The following is an 18770-nucleotide window of genomic DNA, read 5'->3' as shown; positions in this document are numbered from 1 at the left end:
GCAGGTGATTCGTTAAACCAGTACAGATGCAGCAAAAATCGGTAATTCAGTCTCAGGAATGGCAAATCTGTATGGAGTTAATACAGATGTGTTGAATCTGTAATGCTTTTTCCGCCCCGCGCATCATGGAATCTCTGGCTACCCAAGTAAACAGGAGCGACAAAAATGAACGGCTTGAGCGATGTGCGGCTGACGTTACACAGTCAGGAACTGGCGGCAGGGCAGGAGGACAGTGCATGGAATTGCGCCATGCGCAACGCGCCATCCGGCCTGAGTCGCTGGGGCCTGTTCTGGCATCGTCTGCACACGCGCAAGGCGCTGTTGAACCTGACGCCGGAGCAGCTCAAGGACGTTGGGTTGACCCGGGAGCAGGCAAATGAAGAAGGGTTGAAGCCGTTCTGGCGGATCTGAATTTTTCAGTGATCGTGAGGACCATTCGCGAGCAGGCTCGCTCCTACAAGGAAATGCATTCCAAGTGTGGGAGCGAGCCTGCTCGCGAAGGCGTCGGCAAAGGCGCCACGTATCCGTCAGACCAGCTCCTTGAGTCGATGCCACAACATCCCCAACGCCAGCAGCGGCGAGCGCAAATGCTTGCCGCCGGGGAAGGTGATGTGCGGCACCTTGGCAAACAGATCAAAGCCACCGCTGTGCTGGCCGCTGATCGCCTCGGCCAGCAGCTTGCCCGCCAGGTGCGTGGCATTCACCCCGTGCCCGGAATAGGCCTGGGCGTAATACACGTTCGGCTGATCATTGAGCCTGCCGATCTGCGGCAGACGGTTGGCACCGATGCCGATCATCCCGCCCCATTGATAGTCGATCTTCACGCCCGCCAGTTGCGGAAACACTTCGAGCATCTTCGGCTGCATGTAGGCGCCGATGTCTTTCGGATCGCGCCCGGAATAGTGGCAGGCACCGCCGAACAGCAGACGCCGATCCGCTGAGAGCCGGTAGTAGTCCAGCGCCACGCGCTGGTCGCAGACCGCCATGTTTTGCGGTAGCAGGCTGTGCGCCAGTTCTGCGCCAAGCGGTTCGGTCGCAATGATGTAACTGCCGGCGGGCAGTACTTTGCCGCTGAGTTGCGGATTGAGGTCGTTGAGGTAAGCGTTGCAGCCCAGCACCAGCGTTTTCGCCCGCACTGAACCTTGAGCGGTGTGGACGCGAACTGCGGGGCCGTAATCGATACGCGTCACCGCCGATTGCTCGAACAGTTGCACGCCCAATTGCTGTGCGGCAGCGGCTTCGCCCAGCACCAGGTTCAGCGGGTGCAAATGCCCGGAACCCATGTCGATCAAGCCACCGACATAGCGTTTGGAGCCGACCACGGTGTGCATTTCATCCGCTTGCAGCAGGCGGGTTTCGTAGCGATAGCCGAGGCTGCGCAGCTCTTCGGCATCTTCGGCAAAGCCTTCGAGATCGGCCTGTTTGTTGGCGAGGTCGCAGTAGCCCCAGGTCAGATCGCACTGGATCTGGAAACGCTCGACGCGCTGGCGGACGATTTCCACCGCTTCCAGGCCCATCAGTTTCATCTGCCTCACGCCATCAGTGCCGATGACGTTGCTGAACTGGTCGAGGCCGTGGCCGACCCCGCGAATCAACTGCCCGCCGTTACGGCCACTGGCGCCCCAACCGATGCGGTGCGCTTCCAGCAACACCACACTGAGGCCGCGCTCGGCCAGTTCCAGCGCGGTGTTGAGCCCGGAAAACCCGCCGCCGACCACGCACACGTCTGCGCTCAGCTCGCCTTGCAGCGCCGGATGGTCAGGCTGCGGCAGACTGCTGGCGGCGTAATAAGAGGCAACGTGGGGTTGGCTCGCGAAGGTTCGGGCGCGGGCGTTCATGGGCATCATCCAACGGCTGGGTGTCGAGAAAATTTGACGGAGCATAAGCCGCACGGCCGAAGACGGGCAACACTGGTCGGCCGTTGCTGTGTGGATCACGGCTTTTGCGGCACAATTGCCGCCTATTTCATGTGGGTTACTGTTTAGATGAGCTGCAACCGCCAGATAATCCGCGACCTGCGTCAGCAGATCCCCACGTTCGAGTGCGTGCCGGGCTGCCATGACTGCTGTGGGCCGGTGACTACCTCGCCGGAAGAAATGTCGCGCCTGCCGCGCAAGACCCGCGCCGAGCAGGATGCGGCGATGGAGGCGCTGAACTGTGTGCACCTGGGGCCCAATGGTTGCACGGTGTACGGCGAGCGGCCGCTGATTTGCCGCTTGTTCGGTACCACCAAAACCCTGCCGTGCCCGAACGGGCGGGGGCCGGTGGAGTTGATTCATCCGCGCGTTGAAAAGCAGATCTTCGAGTACATGGCCTCGAATCGGCAGGTGCTGGTTTAACGGGTTCACTCGGAACTGAGCTGACGCCTTCGCGAGCAGGCTCGCTCCCACATTTGAAATGCATTCCCTGTGGGAGCGAGCCTGCTCGCGAATGGAGCGATGCCAATCTTCAGTCCGGTATCGGCAGGCTCAGGCTCTCTTTCACCTCTTCCATCACGATATAGCTCTTCGACTCACGCACATGCGGCAGCTTCAACAGAATGTCGCCCAGCAGCTTGCGGTACGAGGCCATCTCGGAGATCCGCGCCTTCACCAGATAGTCGAAATCCCCTGACACCAGGTGGCATTCCAGCACGTGCGGCAGTTTCAGCACCGCGCGGCGGAACTCCTCGAACGTGTCGCCGGATTTGTAGTCGAGGCTGATCTCGACGAACACCAGCAGGCTACCCTTCAAGTGCTGCGGATTCAGGCGGGCGTTGTAGCCCATGATGATCCCTTCGCGCTCCAGTCGCCGCACTCGCTCCGTACACGGTGTGGTGGACAGACCAACCTTTTCACCGAGTTCGGTAAACGATATGCGCCCGTCCGCCTGCAGGATCCGCAAGATGTTGCGGTCGATCTTGTCCAGCTCACGTTTGGTCTGAGTGTTGGTACGCATAGGGGATGCGCCTCCGTGAAAAGGGTTTTTGCCGAGAATTGTCGCCAAATATAGGCGCTTATATAGTGAAATGCACTGGCCAATCTTTTTTACACTGCGCGCATCATTGCTCTAACAACAGACGTACGCGGCCCCGCCGCGATGAGGGATACAAAATGCGCGTAATGGTCTTGGGTAGCGGCGTCATCGGTACCGCCAGTGCTTACTATCTGGCCCGTGCCGGATTCGAAGTGGTGGTAGTCGACCGGCAGCCAGCCGTGGCCATGGAGACCAGTTTCGCCAACGCCGGCCAGGTGTCGCCGGGTTATGCCTCACCGTGGGCCGCGCCGGGTGTGCCGCTCAAGGCCTTCAAGTGGCTGCTGCAGCGCCACGCGCCGTTGGCGATCAAAGCCACTGCCGACATCGACCAGTACCTGTGGATGGCACAAATGCTGCGCAACTGCACCGCCAGCCGTTACGCGGTGAACAAGGAGCGCATGGTGCGTCTGTCCGAGTACAGCCGCGACTGCCTCGACGAACTGCGCGCCGAAACCGGCATCGCCTACGAAGGCCGCAGCCTTGGCACCACCCAGCTGTTCCGCACTCAGGCACAGCTCGATGGCGCCGCCAAGGACATCGCCGTGCTGAAAGAATCCGGCGTGCCGTTTGAAGTCCTCGACCGCGCCGGCATTGCCCGCGTCGAGCCGGCACTGGCCAATGTCACCGACATCCTCGCCGGTGCTCTGCGTCTGCCGAACGATCAGACCGGCGACTGCCAGATGTTCACCACGCGTCTGGCGGAAATGGCCGTGAAACTCGGTGTGGAGTTCCGCTTCGGCCAGGACATCCAGCGCCTCGACTACGCCGGTGACCGCATCAACGGTGTATGGATCGACGGCAAGCTGGAAACCGCCGACCGCTACGTGCTGGCTCTCGGCAGCTACTCGCCGCAACTGCTCAAGCCGCTGGGCATCAAGGCCCCGGTGTATCCGCTCAAGGGTTACTCGCTGACCGTGCCGATCACCAACCCGGACATGGCCCCAACCTCGACCATTCTCGACGAGACCTACAAGGTCGCGATCACCCGTTTCGACAACCGCATCCGCGTCGGCGGCATGGCGGAAATCGCCGGTTTTGACCTGTCGCTGAACCCGCGTCGGCGCGAAACCCTGGAGATGATCGTCAACGACCTTTATCCTCAGGGCGGCAATCTGGCCGAGGCGAGCTTCTGGACCGGTCTGCGTCCGACCACCCCGGACGGCACGCCGATCGTGGGCGCCACGCCGTTCAAGAACCTGTTCCTCAACACCGGTCACGGCACCCTGGGTTGGACCATGGCGTGCGGTTCCGGTCGTTTGCTGGCCGATCTGATGGCGAAGAAAAAGCCGCAGATAAGCGCCGAAGGCCTCGATATTTCCCGTTACGGCAACAAGCCTCAGGAGTCCGCAAAACATGGCAATCCAGCGCCAGCTCACCAATGAGCGCATGAGTCAGATCGTCACCCACAACGGCACCGTGTATCTGGCCGGGCAGGTCGGCGACGACTTCGACGCCGGAGTCGAACAGCAGACCCGCGAGGTGCTCGCCAATATCGAGCGTTTGCTGGATCTGGCCGGGACTGACAAGCAGCACTTGCTGTCGGCGACGATCTACCTGAACGACATCGAGGCGCACTTTGCCGGGATGAATTCGGTGTGGGATCAGTGGCTGCCCAAGGGCGCCGCGCCGGCTCGGGCCACCGTCGAAGCGAAGATGGCCAAGCCGAGCATCCTGGTCGAGATCTCCATCGTCGCCGCGTTGCCGTAACCGATTCAAAGATCCCTCTCCCGGCGCTGTTGGCGGTTCACGTCGTCAGTCGGCGCCGGTTTTTTATTTCCATGACCGCCTAGAAGTCTGCCGCCATGCGTCCTGCCCGTGCCCTGATCGACCTAGAAGCCCTGCGTCACAACTACCGAATTGCCCGCGAAGTCACCGGCGCCAAGGCGCTGGCGGTGATCAAGGCTGATGCCTATGGTCATGGTGCGGTGCGTTGCGCCCAGGCGCTGGAAGCTGAAGCCGACGGGTTTGCCGTCGCCTGCATCGAAGAAGCGCTGGAGCTGCGCGCGGCCGGCATCAAGGCCCCGGTGCTGCTGCTCGAAGGAATCTTCGAAGCCGATGAACTGGCGCTGATCGGCGAGCATGATTTCTGGACCGTGGTGCATTCGCTGTGGCAGCTCGAAGCCATCGAGCAGGCGGCACTGAACAAACCGATCACCGTGTGGCTCAAGCTCGATTCCGGCATGCACCGCGTCGGCCTGCATCCGAAGGACTACGCGGCGGCCTACCAGCGCCTGCTGGCCAGCGGCAAAGTGGCGAAGATCGTGCTGATGAGCCACTTCGCTCGTGCTGATGAACTGCATGAGCAGAGCAGTGCCGATCAGGTCGCGGTGTTCGAGGCGGCGCGTCAGGGCCTGGCGGCTGAAGTCAGCCTGCGCAACTCGCCGGCGGTGCTCGGTTGGCCGCAGATTCACAGCGACTGGGTCCGCCCGGGCATCATGCTCTACGGCGCCACGCCGTTCGAAGAAGCCAACGCCGTGGCCGAGCGCCTGCAACCGGTGATGACTCTCGAATCGAAAGTCATCTGCGTGCGTGAATTGCCCGCCGGCGAGCCAATCGGCTACGGCGCCAAATTCATCACCGACAAGCCGATGCGCATCGGCGTGGTCGCCATGGGCTATGCCGATGGCTACCCGCGTCATGCGCCGACCGGCACGCCGGTGCTGGTGGCCGGCAAACGCAGTCGCCTGCTAGGCCGCGTTTCGATGGACATGCTCTGCATCGACCTCACCGATGTGCCGGAGGCGGACCTCGGTTCGACCGTCGAGCTATGGGGCAAGAACATCCTCGCCAGCGAAGTGGCGAAGTGGGCGGATACCATTCCGTACCAGATCTTCTGCAACCTGCGTCGCGTGCCAAGGCTCTATTCCGAGGGTTGAGGCTGCTGCGGGGGCCAAGTGTTGTAAATACTGAACGCTGTCGCCATGATAACGCTCAATATTCTTACAACATCAGGAGGCTCCCGCCTTGGACGTCGGTGAACGACTGCAATCGATCCGCAAGCTCAAAGGGCTTTCCCAGCGTGAACTCGCCAAACGCGCGGGCGTCACCAACAGCACCATTTCGATGATCGAAAAGAACAGCGTCAGCCCTTCGATCAGTTCGCTGAGGAAGGTTCTGGGCGGGATTCCCATGTCCATGGTCGAGTTCTTTTCCGAAGAAATCCTGCAGGAAGTTCCGACCCAGATCGTCTACAAGGCCAACGAGCTGATCGACATCTCCGACGGCGCGGTGACCATGAAACTGGTCGGCCGCGCACACCCGAGCCGGGCCATCGCGTTCCTCAACGAAATCTACCCGCCGGGCGCCGATACCGGCGAAGAAATGCTCACCCATGAAGGCGAGGAAACCGGGATTCTGGTGGAAGGTCGTCTGGAACTGGTGGTGGGCCTGGAAACTTTTATTCTCGAAGCCGGCGACAGCTACTACTTTGAAAGTACCAAGCCGCATCGTTTCCGTAATCCGTTCGACGCGCCTGCGCGACTAATCAGCGCAGCCACGCCGGCGAATTTTTAAACACAGAGGCGCCAGACCATGACGGCTAAGGCGTCCGCAGAGTTTTCCACAGCGCGGTATAACCCCTTCGACTATGGGGTTGTTTCAGTGTGGCGGGCTACCCGCTATACTTGCGCCCGCCTGCGAACCGTGGCCGCAGGCGTGAATAGCCACCATTGAGGGTGAACGCGTGAACCTAATTATGAAAATGCTGGCCGCACCAGCAACCGTATTGGCCCTCTGGGCTGTCAGCGCTCAAGCTGCGACGAATGACGACATTGCCAAACGCCTCGAGCCGGTCGGCCAGGTGTGCGTTCAGGGGCAGGAATGCAAAGGGATGGAAGTCGCTGCCTCCGCTGGCGGCGGCGGTGGTGCGAAGACGCCGGATGAAGTGATTGCAAAACATTGCAACGCTTGCCACGGCACGGGCCTGCTGGGCGCACCGAAAATCGGTGACGCAGCGGCCTGGAAAGACCGCGCGGATCACCAGGGCGGCCTCGACGGTCTGCTGGCCAAAGCCATCACCGGCCTGAACTCGATGCCACCCAAAGGCACTTGCGCCGACTGCTCGGATGACGAGTTGAAAGGCGCGATCCAGAAGATGTCCGGCCTGAAATAAGCCGCGCTTCTGACGAAAAAAACCGTCTTCGGACGGTTTTTTTGTGCCTGCGATTCACGGCTTTCGCTGTCCTTTGCAGCAAAGTCGAGGCAAGCTCGGTCTACCTCTATTCACGGAACGGGCAGGAGGCTTCAGATGGTGCAGCTGTGTTCGATCGAACAAGCAGTGGACGACGTGCTCGCACGCCTGCCGGCGCATATCCACATGGGCATGCCGTTGGGCCTGGGCAAGCCCAATCACTTCGTCAACGCGCTGTACCGGCGGATCAAGGACTTGCCCGAGCGACAGCTGACGATGTACACCGCGCTGTGCCTGGGACGGCCGACGCTGGGCGACGGGCTGCAGAAGCGCTTCATCGAACCCTTCGTCGAGCGCGTGTTCGGCGACTACCCCGAATTCGATTTCCTCGCCGATCTGCAGCGTGACAGCCTGCCCGCCAACATCCGTATCGAACAGTTCTTCATGCAGCCCGGCAGCCTGCTCAACAGCGCGCCGGCCCAGCAGGATTACGTCAGCAGCAACTACAGCCACGCCGCCCGCGACATCAATGCCGCCGGCCTCAATCTGGTGGCACAATTGCTCGCCAGCAGTAGCGAACATCCTGATCGCCTGAGCCTGAGCTGTAACCCGGATATCACCCTTGACCTGTTGCCGATGATCGCCAAGCGCCGCGACGCCGGGGAGACCATTCTGCTGGTCGGCCAGGTGCACACCGATCTGCCGTACATGCCCGGCGATGCCGAAGTCGATATCGACACCTTCGACCTGCTGATCGACGCGAAGGACAGCAGCACGCTGTTTTCCACGCCGAACATGCCGGTGGGCTTTCAGGATCATTTCATCGGTTTGCACGCCAGCACCCTGGTGCGCGACGGCGGTACGTTGCAGATCGGCATCGGCTCGATGGGCGATGCACTGACCGCCGCACTGCTTGCGCGGCAGGCAGACAACGCCGGTTACCAAGCTTTGCTCAATGACATCAATCTCAGCCAGTGGGCGCAACTGATCGAGCGTGAGGGCGGTACCGCGCCGTTCGCCAAGGGCCTGTATGGCTGCAGCGAGATGTTCGTCAACGGTCTGTTGGTGCTGGCCGATGCCGGGATCATCCGGCGCAAGGTCTACCCCGACGTGCATACTCAGGAGCAGGCCAATGCCGGCACCCTCGATGAGTCGGCGCAGACCGATGGCATCTCGGTGCACGGCGGCTTCTTCCTCGGCCCGCGCAGTTTCTACGAGCGCCTGCGTGAGTTGCCGCAGAGCAAACGCCTCGAATTCAACATGACCCGCATCAGCTACATCAACGAGCTGTACGGGCAGGAAGAGCTCAAGCGCTTGCAGCGCCTCGATGCGCGGTTCATCAACACCGTGTTCACCATGACGCTGATGGGCGCGGGTGTGGCCGATCAACTGGAAGACGGGCGGGTGCTCAGCGGCGTCGGCGGGCAATACAACTTTGTCGCCCAGGGCCACGCGCTACACGATGCGCGCTCGATTCTGATCCTGCGCAGCTGGCGCGAGTCCGGCGGCGAGGTCAGCTCGAACATCGTCTGGGAATACGGCCATTGCACGATTCCACGGCACTTGCGCGACATTGTGGTCACCGAGTACGGCATCGCCGATCTGCGCGGCAAAACCGACGCGGCGGTGATCGAGTCGTTGCTGAACATCAGCGATTCACGCTTTCAGCCGGGGCTGATCGAACAGGCGCAAAAGGTCGGCAAACTGCCGAAGGATTTCCGCCTCGATCCGCGATTCGCCGACAACAACCCGCAACGCTTGCAGGCGATCGCCGCGAAGCATCCGAACCTGTTTCCGGAGTATCCGCTGGGTTGTGATTTCACCGCGATCGAACGGGATCTGCTGCGGGCGCTGAACTGGCTGAAGAGCAAGTTCAAGCTGAGCGAGATACTGGAGCTGGGCAAGGCTGCGCTGGATGCGCCGGAGGCTTCGACGTTCCCCGAACACCTTGAACGTATGCAACTGACCAACCCGGAAGGCCTGAAAGAAGAGCTGTTCCAACGCTTGCTGCTCACCGGCCTCAAAGCCACCACCCAATAACTGCCCACCGCAAAACCTGTAGGAGCTGCGGCACGCTGCGATCTGTTGATCTTGATCTTTGAAACAGATCAAAAGATCGCAGCCTCGTTGCACTCGACAGCTCCTACAGGGGAGCTGCGGTGTGGCTTTATTCGATGAAGGTAACGACGCCATCCTTCAGCGATTTCACGCGAGCCAGCGATTCAACGCGATAGCCCTGCGAATCCAGCTCGGCGCGGCCGCCCTGAAACGACTTCTCGATCACGATGCCCAGACCGGCCACGGTGGCACCGGCCTGCTTGATGATCGAGATCAGCGCCTGCGATGCCTTACCGTTGGCCAGGAAGTCGTCGATGATCAGCACGCGGTCGCTGCTGGTCAGGTGACGCGGCGAGATGGCCACGGTGCTTTCGGTCTTCTTGGTGAACGAGTAAACGGTCGCCGACAGCAGGTTTTCGGTCAGGGTCAGGGACTGTTGCTTGCGGGCGAAGATTACCGGCACGCCGAGGTTCAGACCGGTCATGATCGCCGGGGCAATGCCCGAGGCTTCGATGGTGACGATCTTGGTGATGCCCGAATCCTTGAATAGCGTGGCGAATTCGTCGCCGATAAGCTTCATCAGGGCCGGGTCGATCTGATGGTTCAGGAAGGCGTCGACTTTCAGGACCTGGTCGGAAAGCACGATGCCTTGTTCGCGGATTTTCTGCTGCAATGCTTCCATGAAGCTGTCCTCGTTCAGCGCTTGTGCGCCCTAAGCTTTAAAAAAGTGGTCAATTCTAGCGCTTTAACATCGCGCGTATATCAGCCAATGCGCTATTGCCGCGCACGGCTTTGACTTCGGTCGGTGTGTCGTCATTGCCTTCCCACGCCAGGTCGTCCGGCGGCAGCTCATCGAGGAAGCGGCTTGGCGCGCAGTCGATGATCTCGCCGTACTGTTTGCGCTTGGCGGCGAAGGTGAACGCCAGGGTCTGACGGGCGCGGGTGATGCCCACGTAGGCCAGGCGGCGTTCCTCCTCGATGGTGTCGGCTTCGATGCTGGAGCGGTGCGGGAGGATTTCCTCTTCCATGCCCATGATGAACACGTAAGGGAATTCCAGGCCCTTGGACGCATGCAGGGTCATCATCTGCACGCCTTCGGCGCCGTCCTCTTCTTCCTGCTGACGCTCGAGCATGTCGCGCAGAACCAGTTTGCCGATGGCGTCCTCGACGGTCATCTCGCCGTCTTCGTCTTTTTCCAGGGTGTTCTTCAAGGCCTCGATGAGGAACCAGACGTTGCTCATCCGGTAGTCCGCAGCCTTGTCGCTGGAACTGTTGGTGCGCAGCCAGTTCTCGTAGTCGATGTCCATGACCATGCTGCGCAGGGCCGAGATCGGGTCTTCGCCAGCGCACTGCTCGCGCACCTTGTCCATGAAGCGCTTGAAGCGCGACAGACGATCGGTGAAGCGGCTGTCGAGATGTTCGCCCAGGCCGATTTCGTCGGTGGCGGCGTACATCGAGATCTTGCGTTCGGTGGCGTAGTTGCCGAGTTTTTCCAGGGTGGTCGAGCCGATTTCGCGGCGCGGCACGTTGATCACTCGCAGGAAGGCGTTGTCGTCGTCCGGATTGACGATCAGGCGGAAGTAGGCCATCAGGTCCTTCACTTCCTGGCGGCCGAAGAAGCTGTTGCCGCCGCTCAGGCGGTACGGCACCTGGTGGTGCTGCAACTTCAGTTCGATCAGCTTGGCCTGGTAGTTGCCGCGATAGAGGATCGCGAAATCGCTGTACGGGCGGTCGGTACGCAAGTGCAGGCTGAGGATTTCCATGGCCACGCGCTCGGCTTCGGCGTCCTCGTTGCGGCAGCGGATCACGCGGATCTCGTCACCGTGGCCCATCTCACTCCACAGCTGCTTTTCGAATTCGTGCGGGTTGTTCGAGATCAGCACGTTGGCGCAGCGCAGGATGCGGCTGGTGGAGCGGTAGTTCTGCTCGAGCATTACCACTTTCAGCGAAGGGTAATCTTCCTTGAGCAGCATCAGGTTTTCCGGCCGCGCGCCACGCCAGGCGTAGATCGACTGGTCGTCGTCGCCCACCACGGTGAACTGGTTGCGCTTGCCGATCAGCATTTTCACCAGCAGGTACTGGCTGGCGTTGGTGTCCTGGTATTCGTCAACTAGCAGGTAACGCACCTTGTTCTGCCACTTTTCGAGAATGTCGGCATGCTCTTCGAAGAGCTTTACCGGCAGCAGGATCAGGTCGTCGAAGTCCACCGCGTTGAATGCCTTGAGCGTGCGCTGGTAGTGGGTGTAGACGATGGCGGCGGTCTGTTCTTTCGGATTACGCGCGTTTTCCAGCGCCTGGGCGGGCAGGATCAGGTCGTTTTTCCAGGCGCCGATCATGTTCTTGATCTCGTCGACGCCGTCGTCGCCTGCGTATTCCTTCTGCATGATGTCGGTCATCAGGGCTTTGACGTCGGTCTCGTCGAAGATCGAGAAACCGGGTTTGTAGCCCAGCCGGGCATGCTCCTTGCGGATGATGTTCAAGCCCAGGTTGTGGAAGGTGCAGACCGTCAGGCCGCGACCTTCGCCAGCACGCAGCAGGGTGCCGACCCGCTCCTTCATCTCGCGCGCAGCCTTGTTGGTAAAGGTCATGGCGACGATGTACTGCGCGCGGATGCCGCAGTTCTGGATCAGGTGCGCGATCTTGCGGGTAATCACGCTGGTCTTGCCGGAGCCAGCGCCGGCGAGCACCAATAGAGGGCCGCCGACGTAGTTCACGGCTTCTTGCTGCCGGGGATTGAGTCGGGACATACGAAAATTCGGGAGTCGTTGACGAAATGGGCCGGCATTTTAACAGGCTCAGCGATTTGTGCTGCTCTGTCCGACTTGTGACGTACCACGCGATTCAAATTTGCCGGTTTTGTTACTTTCGCGGAGGATACACGGTGATTTTGCGGCTAATGTTCTCATTCGTGACACAAAATAACGTTCTGATAATCGTTGTCATTGAACATCGCAACGGCATAATGCCCCGCCCACATCATTGCAGAGTCTAGGGAGCTAGCTTGTCTACGCCTGTCGAACCCTTGCGTTTGCTGCTACTGGCCGAAGAGCCAGCGTGGACAGCGTTATTGCGCGAGTGTCTGGCTCCGATGGGGAGCGCGGCGGTGCTGATCAGCGCGCCGAGCTGGGAGTCGGTCAGCAGTCTGTTCGAAGACAATCGCCACGCGGTGTTGTTGACCGTCCCCGCGTTGCAGCCGGCCCCGGGTCGTTGCAGCCTGCCGACGGTGTTGCTGCTGGATCACGAGCCGGCCACCGCGCCGGTTGGTGTCAGCGACTGGCTGGTGTTCGACGCCCTCGACGCCGACATGCTGCGTCGCTGCCTGCGCCATGTGCGTGAACGCGGCGTCCTCGAAAATACTTTGCAACGCCTCGCCGAGCAGGATCCGCTGACCGGCATCGCCAACCGCCAGGGCTTCCAGACCCTGCTCGCGGCACGTCTGGCGGAAAACGACGGGCGCGGCCTGGCCCTCGGGCATCTCGATCTCGACAACTTCCGTCACGCCAACGATGCCCTCGGCCATCAGGCTGGCGACCGCTTGATCCTGCAAGTCGTTGCACGGCTGAAAAGTCAGCTGGAGGCTGGGGATCAACTGGCGCGGCTGGGCAGCGACGAATTTGCCCTGCTGATCGACACCCGCCGCGCGCCGCAACGCGCCGAGTGGATGGCCGAACGCATTACCGAAGCCCTCGCCGAACCGTATTGGGTCGATGGCGAAAGCCTGTTGATCGGCTCCAGCCTCGGCATCGCCCATGCCCGTGCACAGGGTGGTGCCGACCCGCTGATGTGGCACGCGCACATTGCCATGCAGCAGGCCAAGAGCACGCAGGGCTGCACCTTCCATATCTTCAACGAACGCATCAACCGCAACGCCCGGAGCATGGCCGACCTCGAAAGCGAGCTGCGTCGGGCATTGCGCCGTGATGAGCTGGAACTGCACTATCAGCCACGGCTGAATCTTGCAGACGGGCAGATCGTCGGCCTCGAAGCCCTGGTGCGCTGGCGCCATGGCGAACGCGGTCTGCTACCGCCGAGCGAATTCGTGCCGCTGGCCGAGCAGAGCGGTCTGATCGTGCCGCTGGGCTACTGGGTGATTTCCCGCGCCCTGCGTGACATGCAGGCGCTGCGTGAGCGCGGGCTGCCGGCGCTGCACATGGCGATCAACCTGTCGTTCCGTCAGTTTCAGGACAGCCAGTTGCTGCCGACGCTCAGTCGGCTGATTGCCGAGCGTGGGGTCGAGGCGCAGTGGCTGGAGTTTGAACTCACCGAAACCGCCGTCATGCGCCGCAGCGATCTGGTCAAACAGACCATGGACGCCCTCGGCCGTCTCGGCGTGCGTTTCTCGCTGGATGATTTTGGCACCGGTTTCTCCTCGTTCGTGCACCTCAATAGCCTGCCGATCACCTTGCTGAAGATCGACAAAAGCTTTGTCGGCGGCATGGAGCAGCGCGAAGAGAATCGCAAACTGGTGCACGCGATGATCAACCTTGCGCACAACCTGCACCTGGAAGTGGTGGCCGAGGGCGTGGAGACCCCGGAGCAACTGGATCTGCTGCGCGGGTTTGGCTGTGATCAGGTGCAGGGTTATCTGATCAGCCGGCCATTGCCTTTGGCGGAGTTGGTCGAGTACCTGACCTTCGGCGCCAGCCAGCAAAGTCTGGTTGAGGCCATTTAAAAGATCGCAGCCTGCGGCAGCTCCTGCACAGATCCCTGTAGGAGCTGCCGAAGGCTGCGATCTTTCGATCTTAATCTGCGCGAACGGCCTCAAACCTCTGTGAAACCGGTTCCAGCCGAATCATCCGCTTCATCTTCCATTCAAACGCCAGCGTCAGGCTCACCGCTGCGCACGCCAGCCCCGACGCCAGCCCCCACCAGACGCCCGTCGGCCCCCAGTTCAGGTGGAACGCCATCCACCACGCCGCCGGTGCGCCAATCAACCAATAACAAGCGAGGCCGACCAGAAAGGTGGTTTTCGCGTCTTTGAGCCCACGGATACAGCCCATGGCGATGGTCTGCGTGCCGTCGAACAGCTCGAACCACGCCGCCACTGCCAGCAGGCTCACCGCCAGCCGAATCACTTCGGCAAAGGCCGGATCGTTGTGGTCGAGGAACAACCCGACCAACTGGTTCGGCAACAGCCAGAACACCATCGCAAAACCCAGCATCACCACCGCACCGAAAACGATGCCGACCCGGCCGGACATTCGCGCACCGCTCAGTTGCCCGGCGCCATAATGCTGGCCGACGCGCATGGTGATCGCGTAGGACATCCCCGCCGGCACCATGAACGCCACCGAAACGATCTGCAGAGCGATCTGGTGTGCGCCGAGTTGCGTGCTGCCCATGGTGCCCATGCACAGCGCCGCGAAGGCAAACAGTCCGACTTCCACCGCGTAGGTGCCGCCAATTGGCAGGCCGAGCCGCCACAGTTCTTTCAGGTACTGATGATTTGGCCGCGACAGGCCGGCGCGCAGCGGGTAAGCGTCGTAGGCCGGATGCCGGCGGATGTGCCAGGCCAGCGCCAGCGCCATGCAGTTGGCAACGATTGCCGTGACCAGACCGATGCCGGTCAGCCCCAGTTTCGGCAGGCCGAACATCCCGGTAATCAATGCGTAATTGAGCAGGAAGTTGGCCACGGTGCCGCCGAGGCTGATGACCATCACCGGGGTCGCCCGGCCGATCGCGCTGGTAAAGCCGCGCAGGGCCATGAAGCTCAGATAGCCGGGCAGGGCGAAGGGCAGAGCGATCAAAAATTGTCCAGCGGCGTTGACGTTGGTTTCGGTCTGGCCGAACAGCAGCAACACCGGTTTCAGATTCCACAACAGCAACCCGGCGCCGAGCGCCATCAGCCACGCCAGCCACAGCCCAGCCTGGGTCAGGCGTGCCGCGCCGATGATGTCGCCGGCGCCCTGACGGATCGCCACCAGCGTGCCGACCGCTGCAATCACGCCGATGCAGAAAATCGACACGAACGAATAACTCGCCGCGCCCAGTCCGCCGCCGGCCAGGGCTTCGGGGCTGAGGCGCGCCATCATCAGGGTGTCGGTCAGCACCATCAACATGTGCGCCAACTGCGAAGCAATCAACGGCCCCGCCAGCCGCAGGATGGCCCAGAGTTCGGTACGCACAGGATGCTGCATGGTCATCACCACCCATCAATCAGAGGGAACAAGAGACCGTCGATTCTCGGCGCTTGGAAAGGTTTGCACAAAAGGATAAAAAGGATAGGTGGCATGATTAAAACTCATTATGAGAAAAACCCGCCGGGGTGGCCGGATGCCGCCAAAGGAGCTTTGTGTATGTCCCGTCGTCTTCCACCCTTGTATGCCCTGCGCGCATTCGAAGCGGCGGCGCGGCACAGTTCGTTCACCCGGGCGGCCGAGGAATTGTCGATCACCCAGAGTGCAGTCAGCCGGCACATCAAGACGCTGGAAGAACATTTCGCCTGCAAGCTGTTTCATCGCAGCGGGCGCAACCTGCAACTGACGGAATCGGCGCGGATGCTGCTGCCCGGCATTCGCGATGGTTTCGCGGCCCTGGAGCGCGCCTGCAACACCTTGCGCGCCGAAGACGACATCCTGCGCATGAAAGCGCCCTCGACCCTGACCATGCGCTGGCTGCTGGCGCGACTCAGCCGCTTTCGCCATCTACAACCGGGCAATGAGGTACAGCTGACCAGTGCGTGGATGGACGTGGATTCGGTGGACTTCAACAACGAACCCTTCGACTGCGCCGTGCTGCTCAGTGACGGGCATTTTCCGCCGGACTGGGAAGCCAGCCTGCTGTTTCCCGAAGAGCTGATACCGGTGGGCGCACCGAACCTGCTGAATGATCAGCCGTGGGATGTCGAGCGTCTGGCCTCCACCGAACTGCTGCACCCGACCCCGGATCGGCGCGACTGGCGCAGTTGGCTGGAGCACATGGGCCTGTCCGATCAGGTGTCGCTCAAGGGTGGGCAGGTGTTCGATACCCTCGAACTGGGGATGATCGCCGCAGCGCGCGGTTACGGTGTGTCGATGGGTGACTTGCTGATGGTCGCCGAAGATGTGGCGCAAGGAAGACTGAGCCTGCCATGGCCGACCGCGGTCGCCAGCGGACTGAATTATTACCTGGTGTGGCCAAAAACCCGTCCGGGAGGTGAACGTTTGCGCCGTCTCAGCGACTTCCTGCAAGGCGAAGTGCGCGCCATGGCGCTGCCGGTGGTCAAGCGCTTGAGCTGAAACGTTCGAGCCCGCACAATGCCGGCCTTGTGCCATAACCCTGCTGCTCGCTCAAGTATTCGGCTTTACCGCCGAATACGTGCATGTGGAACCGTCGTGCAGGTATCCACGATTCACCCCCATTAGAAAATTATCCGAGCTGCGATCAAGGAGGATCGGCAAGTTCGGCCAGGAGCTGTCCATGTCTCAACCTCGCGCTCGGATCGCCTCGCAGCTGGGCCTCGCGCTCGCTGTGATACTGGCGATCGTCATCAGCGGCAGTACGGTGTTCGCCCTGCGTTCGCTGGATTCCGCCAACCTCGCCACCCGTGAAGAGCACCTCGCCAGTGAGGCGCGGCTGCTGGCCGACCAGTTGAGCACTTTCCACGGCACGCTGCGTGAAAGCACCCAGCGCCTGAGCGGGCTGTTCGAGAAGCGCTTCAGCGCGGGCCTGAGCATTCACCCGGATGAACCGGTGAACGTCGCCGGCACCCAGACCCCGGGCCTGCACCTGGGCAGCGAAGTGTTGAACAACAACTTCAAGGAAGTCGACGAGTTCAAGCAAATGACCGCCGGCGTTGCCACCCTGTTCGTGCGCAGCGGCGAAGACTTCGTGCGGGTCAGCACCTCGCTGACCAAACAGGACGGCACGCGCGCTATCGGCACTCTGCTCGATCACACACATCCGGCCTACGCGAAGTTGATGGCGGGGCAGGGTTATGTCGGCCGCGCGCTGCTGTTCGATCGTTCCTACATGACCCAATACACCCCGGTACGCGATGGCAGCGGCAAAGTGATTGCGGTGTTGTTCGTTGGTTTTGATTACACCGATGCGCAGAACGCCCAGTTCGACAACCTCAAGCGCTTCCGCATCGGCCAGACCGGTTCGCTGGCGCTGCTGGATGAGCAGAACAAATGGCTGGTCGCGCCGGCGGGTGTCCAGGCGCTGGATCAGGCGGTCACGGTGATCGGCGCTCTGGCCAAGACCCCTGGCAAGGGGCAGTTCTGGAGCGACAAGAACGAAGATTTCTACAGCGTTTCGGTGCCATTTGACGGTGGGCCGTGGGCGGTGGTGGCAAGTATGCCGAAAGCCGAGATCCGCGCGGTGACCTGGAGCGTCGGCACGCAACTGGCCATCGGCAGTCTGCTGGCGATGCTGTTGGCGGTGGGTTCGGTGGTGTGGTTGCTGCGCAGCAAACTGGCGCCGCTGAGTGATCTGGTACGTCAGGCCGAAGCGCTGGGCGCGGGTGATCTGAGCGTGCGCCTGAACGTGTCGAGCAACGACGAGATCGGTCAGCTGTCCCGCGCGTTCAACCAGATGAGCCAGGCACTGTCGACCATGGTCGAACACATCCGCCGCTCCTCGGAAGAGGTCAACAGCCGCGCCCAGGCATTGTCCGGTTTGTCCGGCGGCGCGTACGAAGGCATGGAACAGCAGTCCGGCGAAATCACCAGCATGGCCGGTGCGGTAGAAGAGTTCAGCGCGACCTCGCTGAACATCGCCGACAACATGGGGGCCACCCAGCGTCTGGCGCAGGAAAACGCTCAGCAGACGCAGATCGGTCGCAGCTCGATGGAGGAAGCGTCTTCCTCGCTGGAGCAAATCGCTGGCGCGTTGAACACCACGGCTACCGTGATCAACACCCTTGGTCAGCGCTCCCAGGAAATCGGCGGCATTGTCAGTGTGATCACCTCGATTGCCGAACAGACCAACCTGCTGGCGCTCAACGCGGCCATCGAAGCTGCGCGTGCCGGTGAACAGGGTCGTGGCTTCGCCGTGGTGGCCGATGAGGTGCGCAACCTGGCGTCGCGCACCCGTCAGGCCACTGATGAAATCTCCGGGATGATTCACAGCATCCAGCAGGAAACCGGCAACGCCATCAGCACCATGGAGCAGGGTAATCTGCTGATGCAGGAAGGCCTGTCGCGCAACGCCAACGTGGCCTCGGCGCTGGCGCGAATCGATGAGCAGAGCCGTTCGGCAGGGCAGCAGTTCGCGGCGATTACCACCGCGACGCAGGAGCAGAGCAGCACCGCGACGTTGCTCAGCAGTAACCTGCAGAGTATTGCGCTGGCCAACAGTGAGCAGCGTGAGGTGGTGTCGAACCTCGCGGTCACCGCCAAGGAGCTTGAGAAACTGGCGGCGGATCTGCGTTCCGAGGTTGATCGCTTCCGTTGATACAGCCTTGATATAGCTTTCGCGAGCAGGCTCGCTCCCACAGTTTCCGAGGTAGCTCATAAATCGTTTGAGCACCCGAATACTCTGTGGGAGCGAGCCTGCTCGCGAATGCAACGCCGCCGATCCATGGCAAATCACCCTATATGTCTCTCATCTTTACTTGCTGAAACGTTTCCGCAGCGCTATAAAAATG

General features: G+C 61.3%; 16 protein-coding genes. 11 read left to right on the top strand and 5 right to left on the bottom strand.

The annotated features are described in order from the left end of the window. Window positions 1-165 precede the first annotated feature (165 nt). Window positions 166-411: a DUF1127 domain-containing protein gene (locus LOY52_RS26320; protein ID WP_096796094.1), complete on the top strand. Its 246-nt coding sequence runs from the start codon at window positions 166-168 to the stop codon at window positions 409-411. Between the two features lie 116 nt (window positions 412-527). On the opposite strand, the gene LOY52_RS26315 is transcribed toward LOY52_RS26320, so the two are convergent. Further along, the gene (locus LOY52_RS26315) at window positions 528-1838 is read right to left on the bottom strand and encodes an FAD-binding oxidoreductase (protein WP_258677256.1); all 1311 of its coding nucleotides are present in this window, start codon (window positions 1836-1838) and stop codon (window positions 528-530) included. A gap of 147 nt (window positions 1839-1985) precedes the next feature. Here LOY52_RS26315 and LOY52_RS26310 point away from each other — a divergent pair, with 147 nt between their 5' ends. After that, window positions 1986-2339 (top strand): YkgJ family cysteine cluster protein, encoded by a 354-nt coding sequence (locus LOY52_RS26310; protein ID WP_258677254.1) that lies wholly within the window; start codon window positions 1986-1988, stop codon window positions 2337-2339. 109 nt (window positions 2340-2448) lie between these two features. Here the strand turns inward: LOY52_RS26310 and LOY52_RS26305 are convergent, their stop codons facing one another. Then, complete coding sequence (locus LOY52_RS26305; RefSeq protein ID WP_003177284.1) at window positions 2449-2937, bottom strand: Lrp/AsnC ligand binding domain-containing protein; 489 nt, start codon at window positions 2935-2937, stop codon at window positions 2449-2451. Window positions 2938-3092: 155 nt separating this feature from the next. Between LOY52_RS26305 and dadA the strand changes: the two genes are divergently transcribed. The 6 genes from dadA (at window position 3093) to LOY52_RS26275 (ending at window position 9184) form a co-directional block, all read left to right on the top strand. Continuing rightward, window positions 3093-4397 carry a D-amino acid dehydrogenase gene (gene dadA / locus LOY52_RS26300; protein WP_258677253.1) on the top strand — a complete coding sequence of 435 codons (1305 nt, stop codon included), beginning with the start codon at window positions 3093-3095 and terminating at the stop codon, window positions 4395-4397. Further along, window positions 4369-4722, top strand: coding sequence for a RidA family protein (locus LOY52_RS26295; protein WP_027610426.1), 354 nt, complete (start codon window positions 4369-4371; stop codon window positions 4720-4722). The genes dadA and LOY52_RS26295 overlap by 29 nt, the downstream gene beginning before the upstream one ends. Before the next feature lie 95 nt (window positions 4723-4817). After that, window positions 4818-5891 (top strand): alanine racemase, encoded by a 1074-nt coding sequence (gene alr, locus LOY52_RS26290; protein ID WP_258677250.1) that lies wholly within the window; start codon window positions 4818-4820, stop codon window positions 5889-5891. An 88-nt stretch (window positions 5892-5979) separates the two neighbouring features. Further along, window positions 5980-6528, top strand: coding sequence for a cupin domain-containing protein (locus tag LOY52_RS26285; RefSeq protein ID WP_007920393.1), 549 nt, complete (start codon window positions 5980-5982; stop codon window positions 6526-6528). A gap of 181 nt (window positions 6529-6709) precedes the next feature. Beyond that, a complete protein-coding gene (locus tag LOY52_RS26280; protein WP_025112727.1) occupies window positions 6710-7126 on the top strand; it encodes a cytochrome c5 family protein in 417 nt (138 codons plus the stop codon). Window positions 7127-7261: 135 nt separating this feature from the next. Continuing rightward, window positions 7262-9184 carry an acetyl-CoA hydrolase/transferase C-terminal domain-containing protein gene (locus tag LOY52_RS26275; RefSeq protein WP_258677247.1) on the top strand — a complete coding sequence of 641 codons (1923 nt, stop codon included), beginning with the start codon at window positions 7262-7264 and terminating at the stop codon, window positions 9182-9184. 127 nt (window positions 9185-9311) lie between these two features. Here LOY52_RS26275 and LOY52_RS26270 read toward each other — a convergent pair whose 3' ends face one another. Beyond that, window positions 9312-9884: a xanthine phosphoribosyltransferase gene (locus LOY52_RS26270; protein ID WP_007962388.1), complete on the bottom strand. Its 573-nt coding sequence runs from the start codon at window positions 9882-9884 to the stop codon at window positions 9312-9314. A gap of 55 nt (window positions 9885-9939) precedes the next feature. After that, the gene (rep, locus tag LOY52_RS26265; RefSeq protein WP_258677245.1) at window positions 9940-11949 is read right to left on the bottom strand and encodes a DNA helicase Rep; all 2010 of its coding nucleotides are present in this window, start codon (window positions 11947-11949) and stop codon (window positions 9940-9942) included. 254 nt (window positions 11950-12203) lie between these two features. On the opposite strand from rep, the gene LOY52_RS26260 reads away from it, so the two are divergent. Then, window positions 12204-13874, top strand: a complete 1671-nt coding sequence (locus LOY52_RS26260; RefSeq protein ID WP_258677243.1) for a bifunctional diguanylate cyclase/phosphodiesterase — start codon at window positions 12204-12206, stop codon at window positions 13872-13874. Between the two features lie 70 nt (window positions 13875-13944). Here the strand turns inward: LOY52_RS26260 and LOY52_RS26255 are convergent, their stop codons facing one another. Then, complete coding sequence (locus LOY52_RS26255; RefSeq protein ID WP_258677242.1) at window positions 13945-15339, bottom strand: NorM family multidrug efflux MATE transporter; 1395 nt, start codon at window positions 15337-15339, stop codon at window positions 13945-13947. Between the two features lie 159 nt (window positions 15340-15498). Between LOY52_RS26255 and LOY52_RS26250 the strand changes: the two genes are divergently transcribed. Together LOY52_RS26250 and LOY52_RS26245 are read left to right on the top strand one after the other, a co-directional pair. Next, window positions 15499-16419: a LysR substrate-binding domain-containing protein gene (locus LOY52_RS26250; protein ID WP_027610433.1), complete on the top strand. Its 921-nt coding sequence runs from the start codon at window positions 15499-15501 to the stop codon at window positions 16417-16419. A 181-nt stretch (window positions 16420-16600) separates the two neighbouring features. Continuing rightward, the gene (locus LOY52_RS26245) at window positions 16601-18577 is read left to right on the top strand and encodes a methyl-accepting chemotaxis protein (protein ID WP_258677240.1); all 1977 of its coding nucleotides are present in this window, start codon (window positions 16601-16603) and stop codon (window positions 18575-18577) included. Window positions 18578-18770 lie beyond the last annotated feature (193 nt).

The organism is Pseudomonas sp. B21-051 (assembly GCF_024748795.1).
GTDB classification, from domain to species: Bacteria; Pseudomonadota; Gammaproteobacteria; order Pseudomonadales; family Pseudomonadaceae; genus Aquipseudomonas; species Aquipseudomonas putida_A.
The sequence above is the reverse complement of the archived record's forward strand: the minus strand, read 5'-3'. Positions and strand labels throughout refer to the sequence as shown.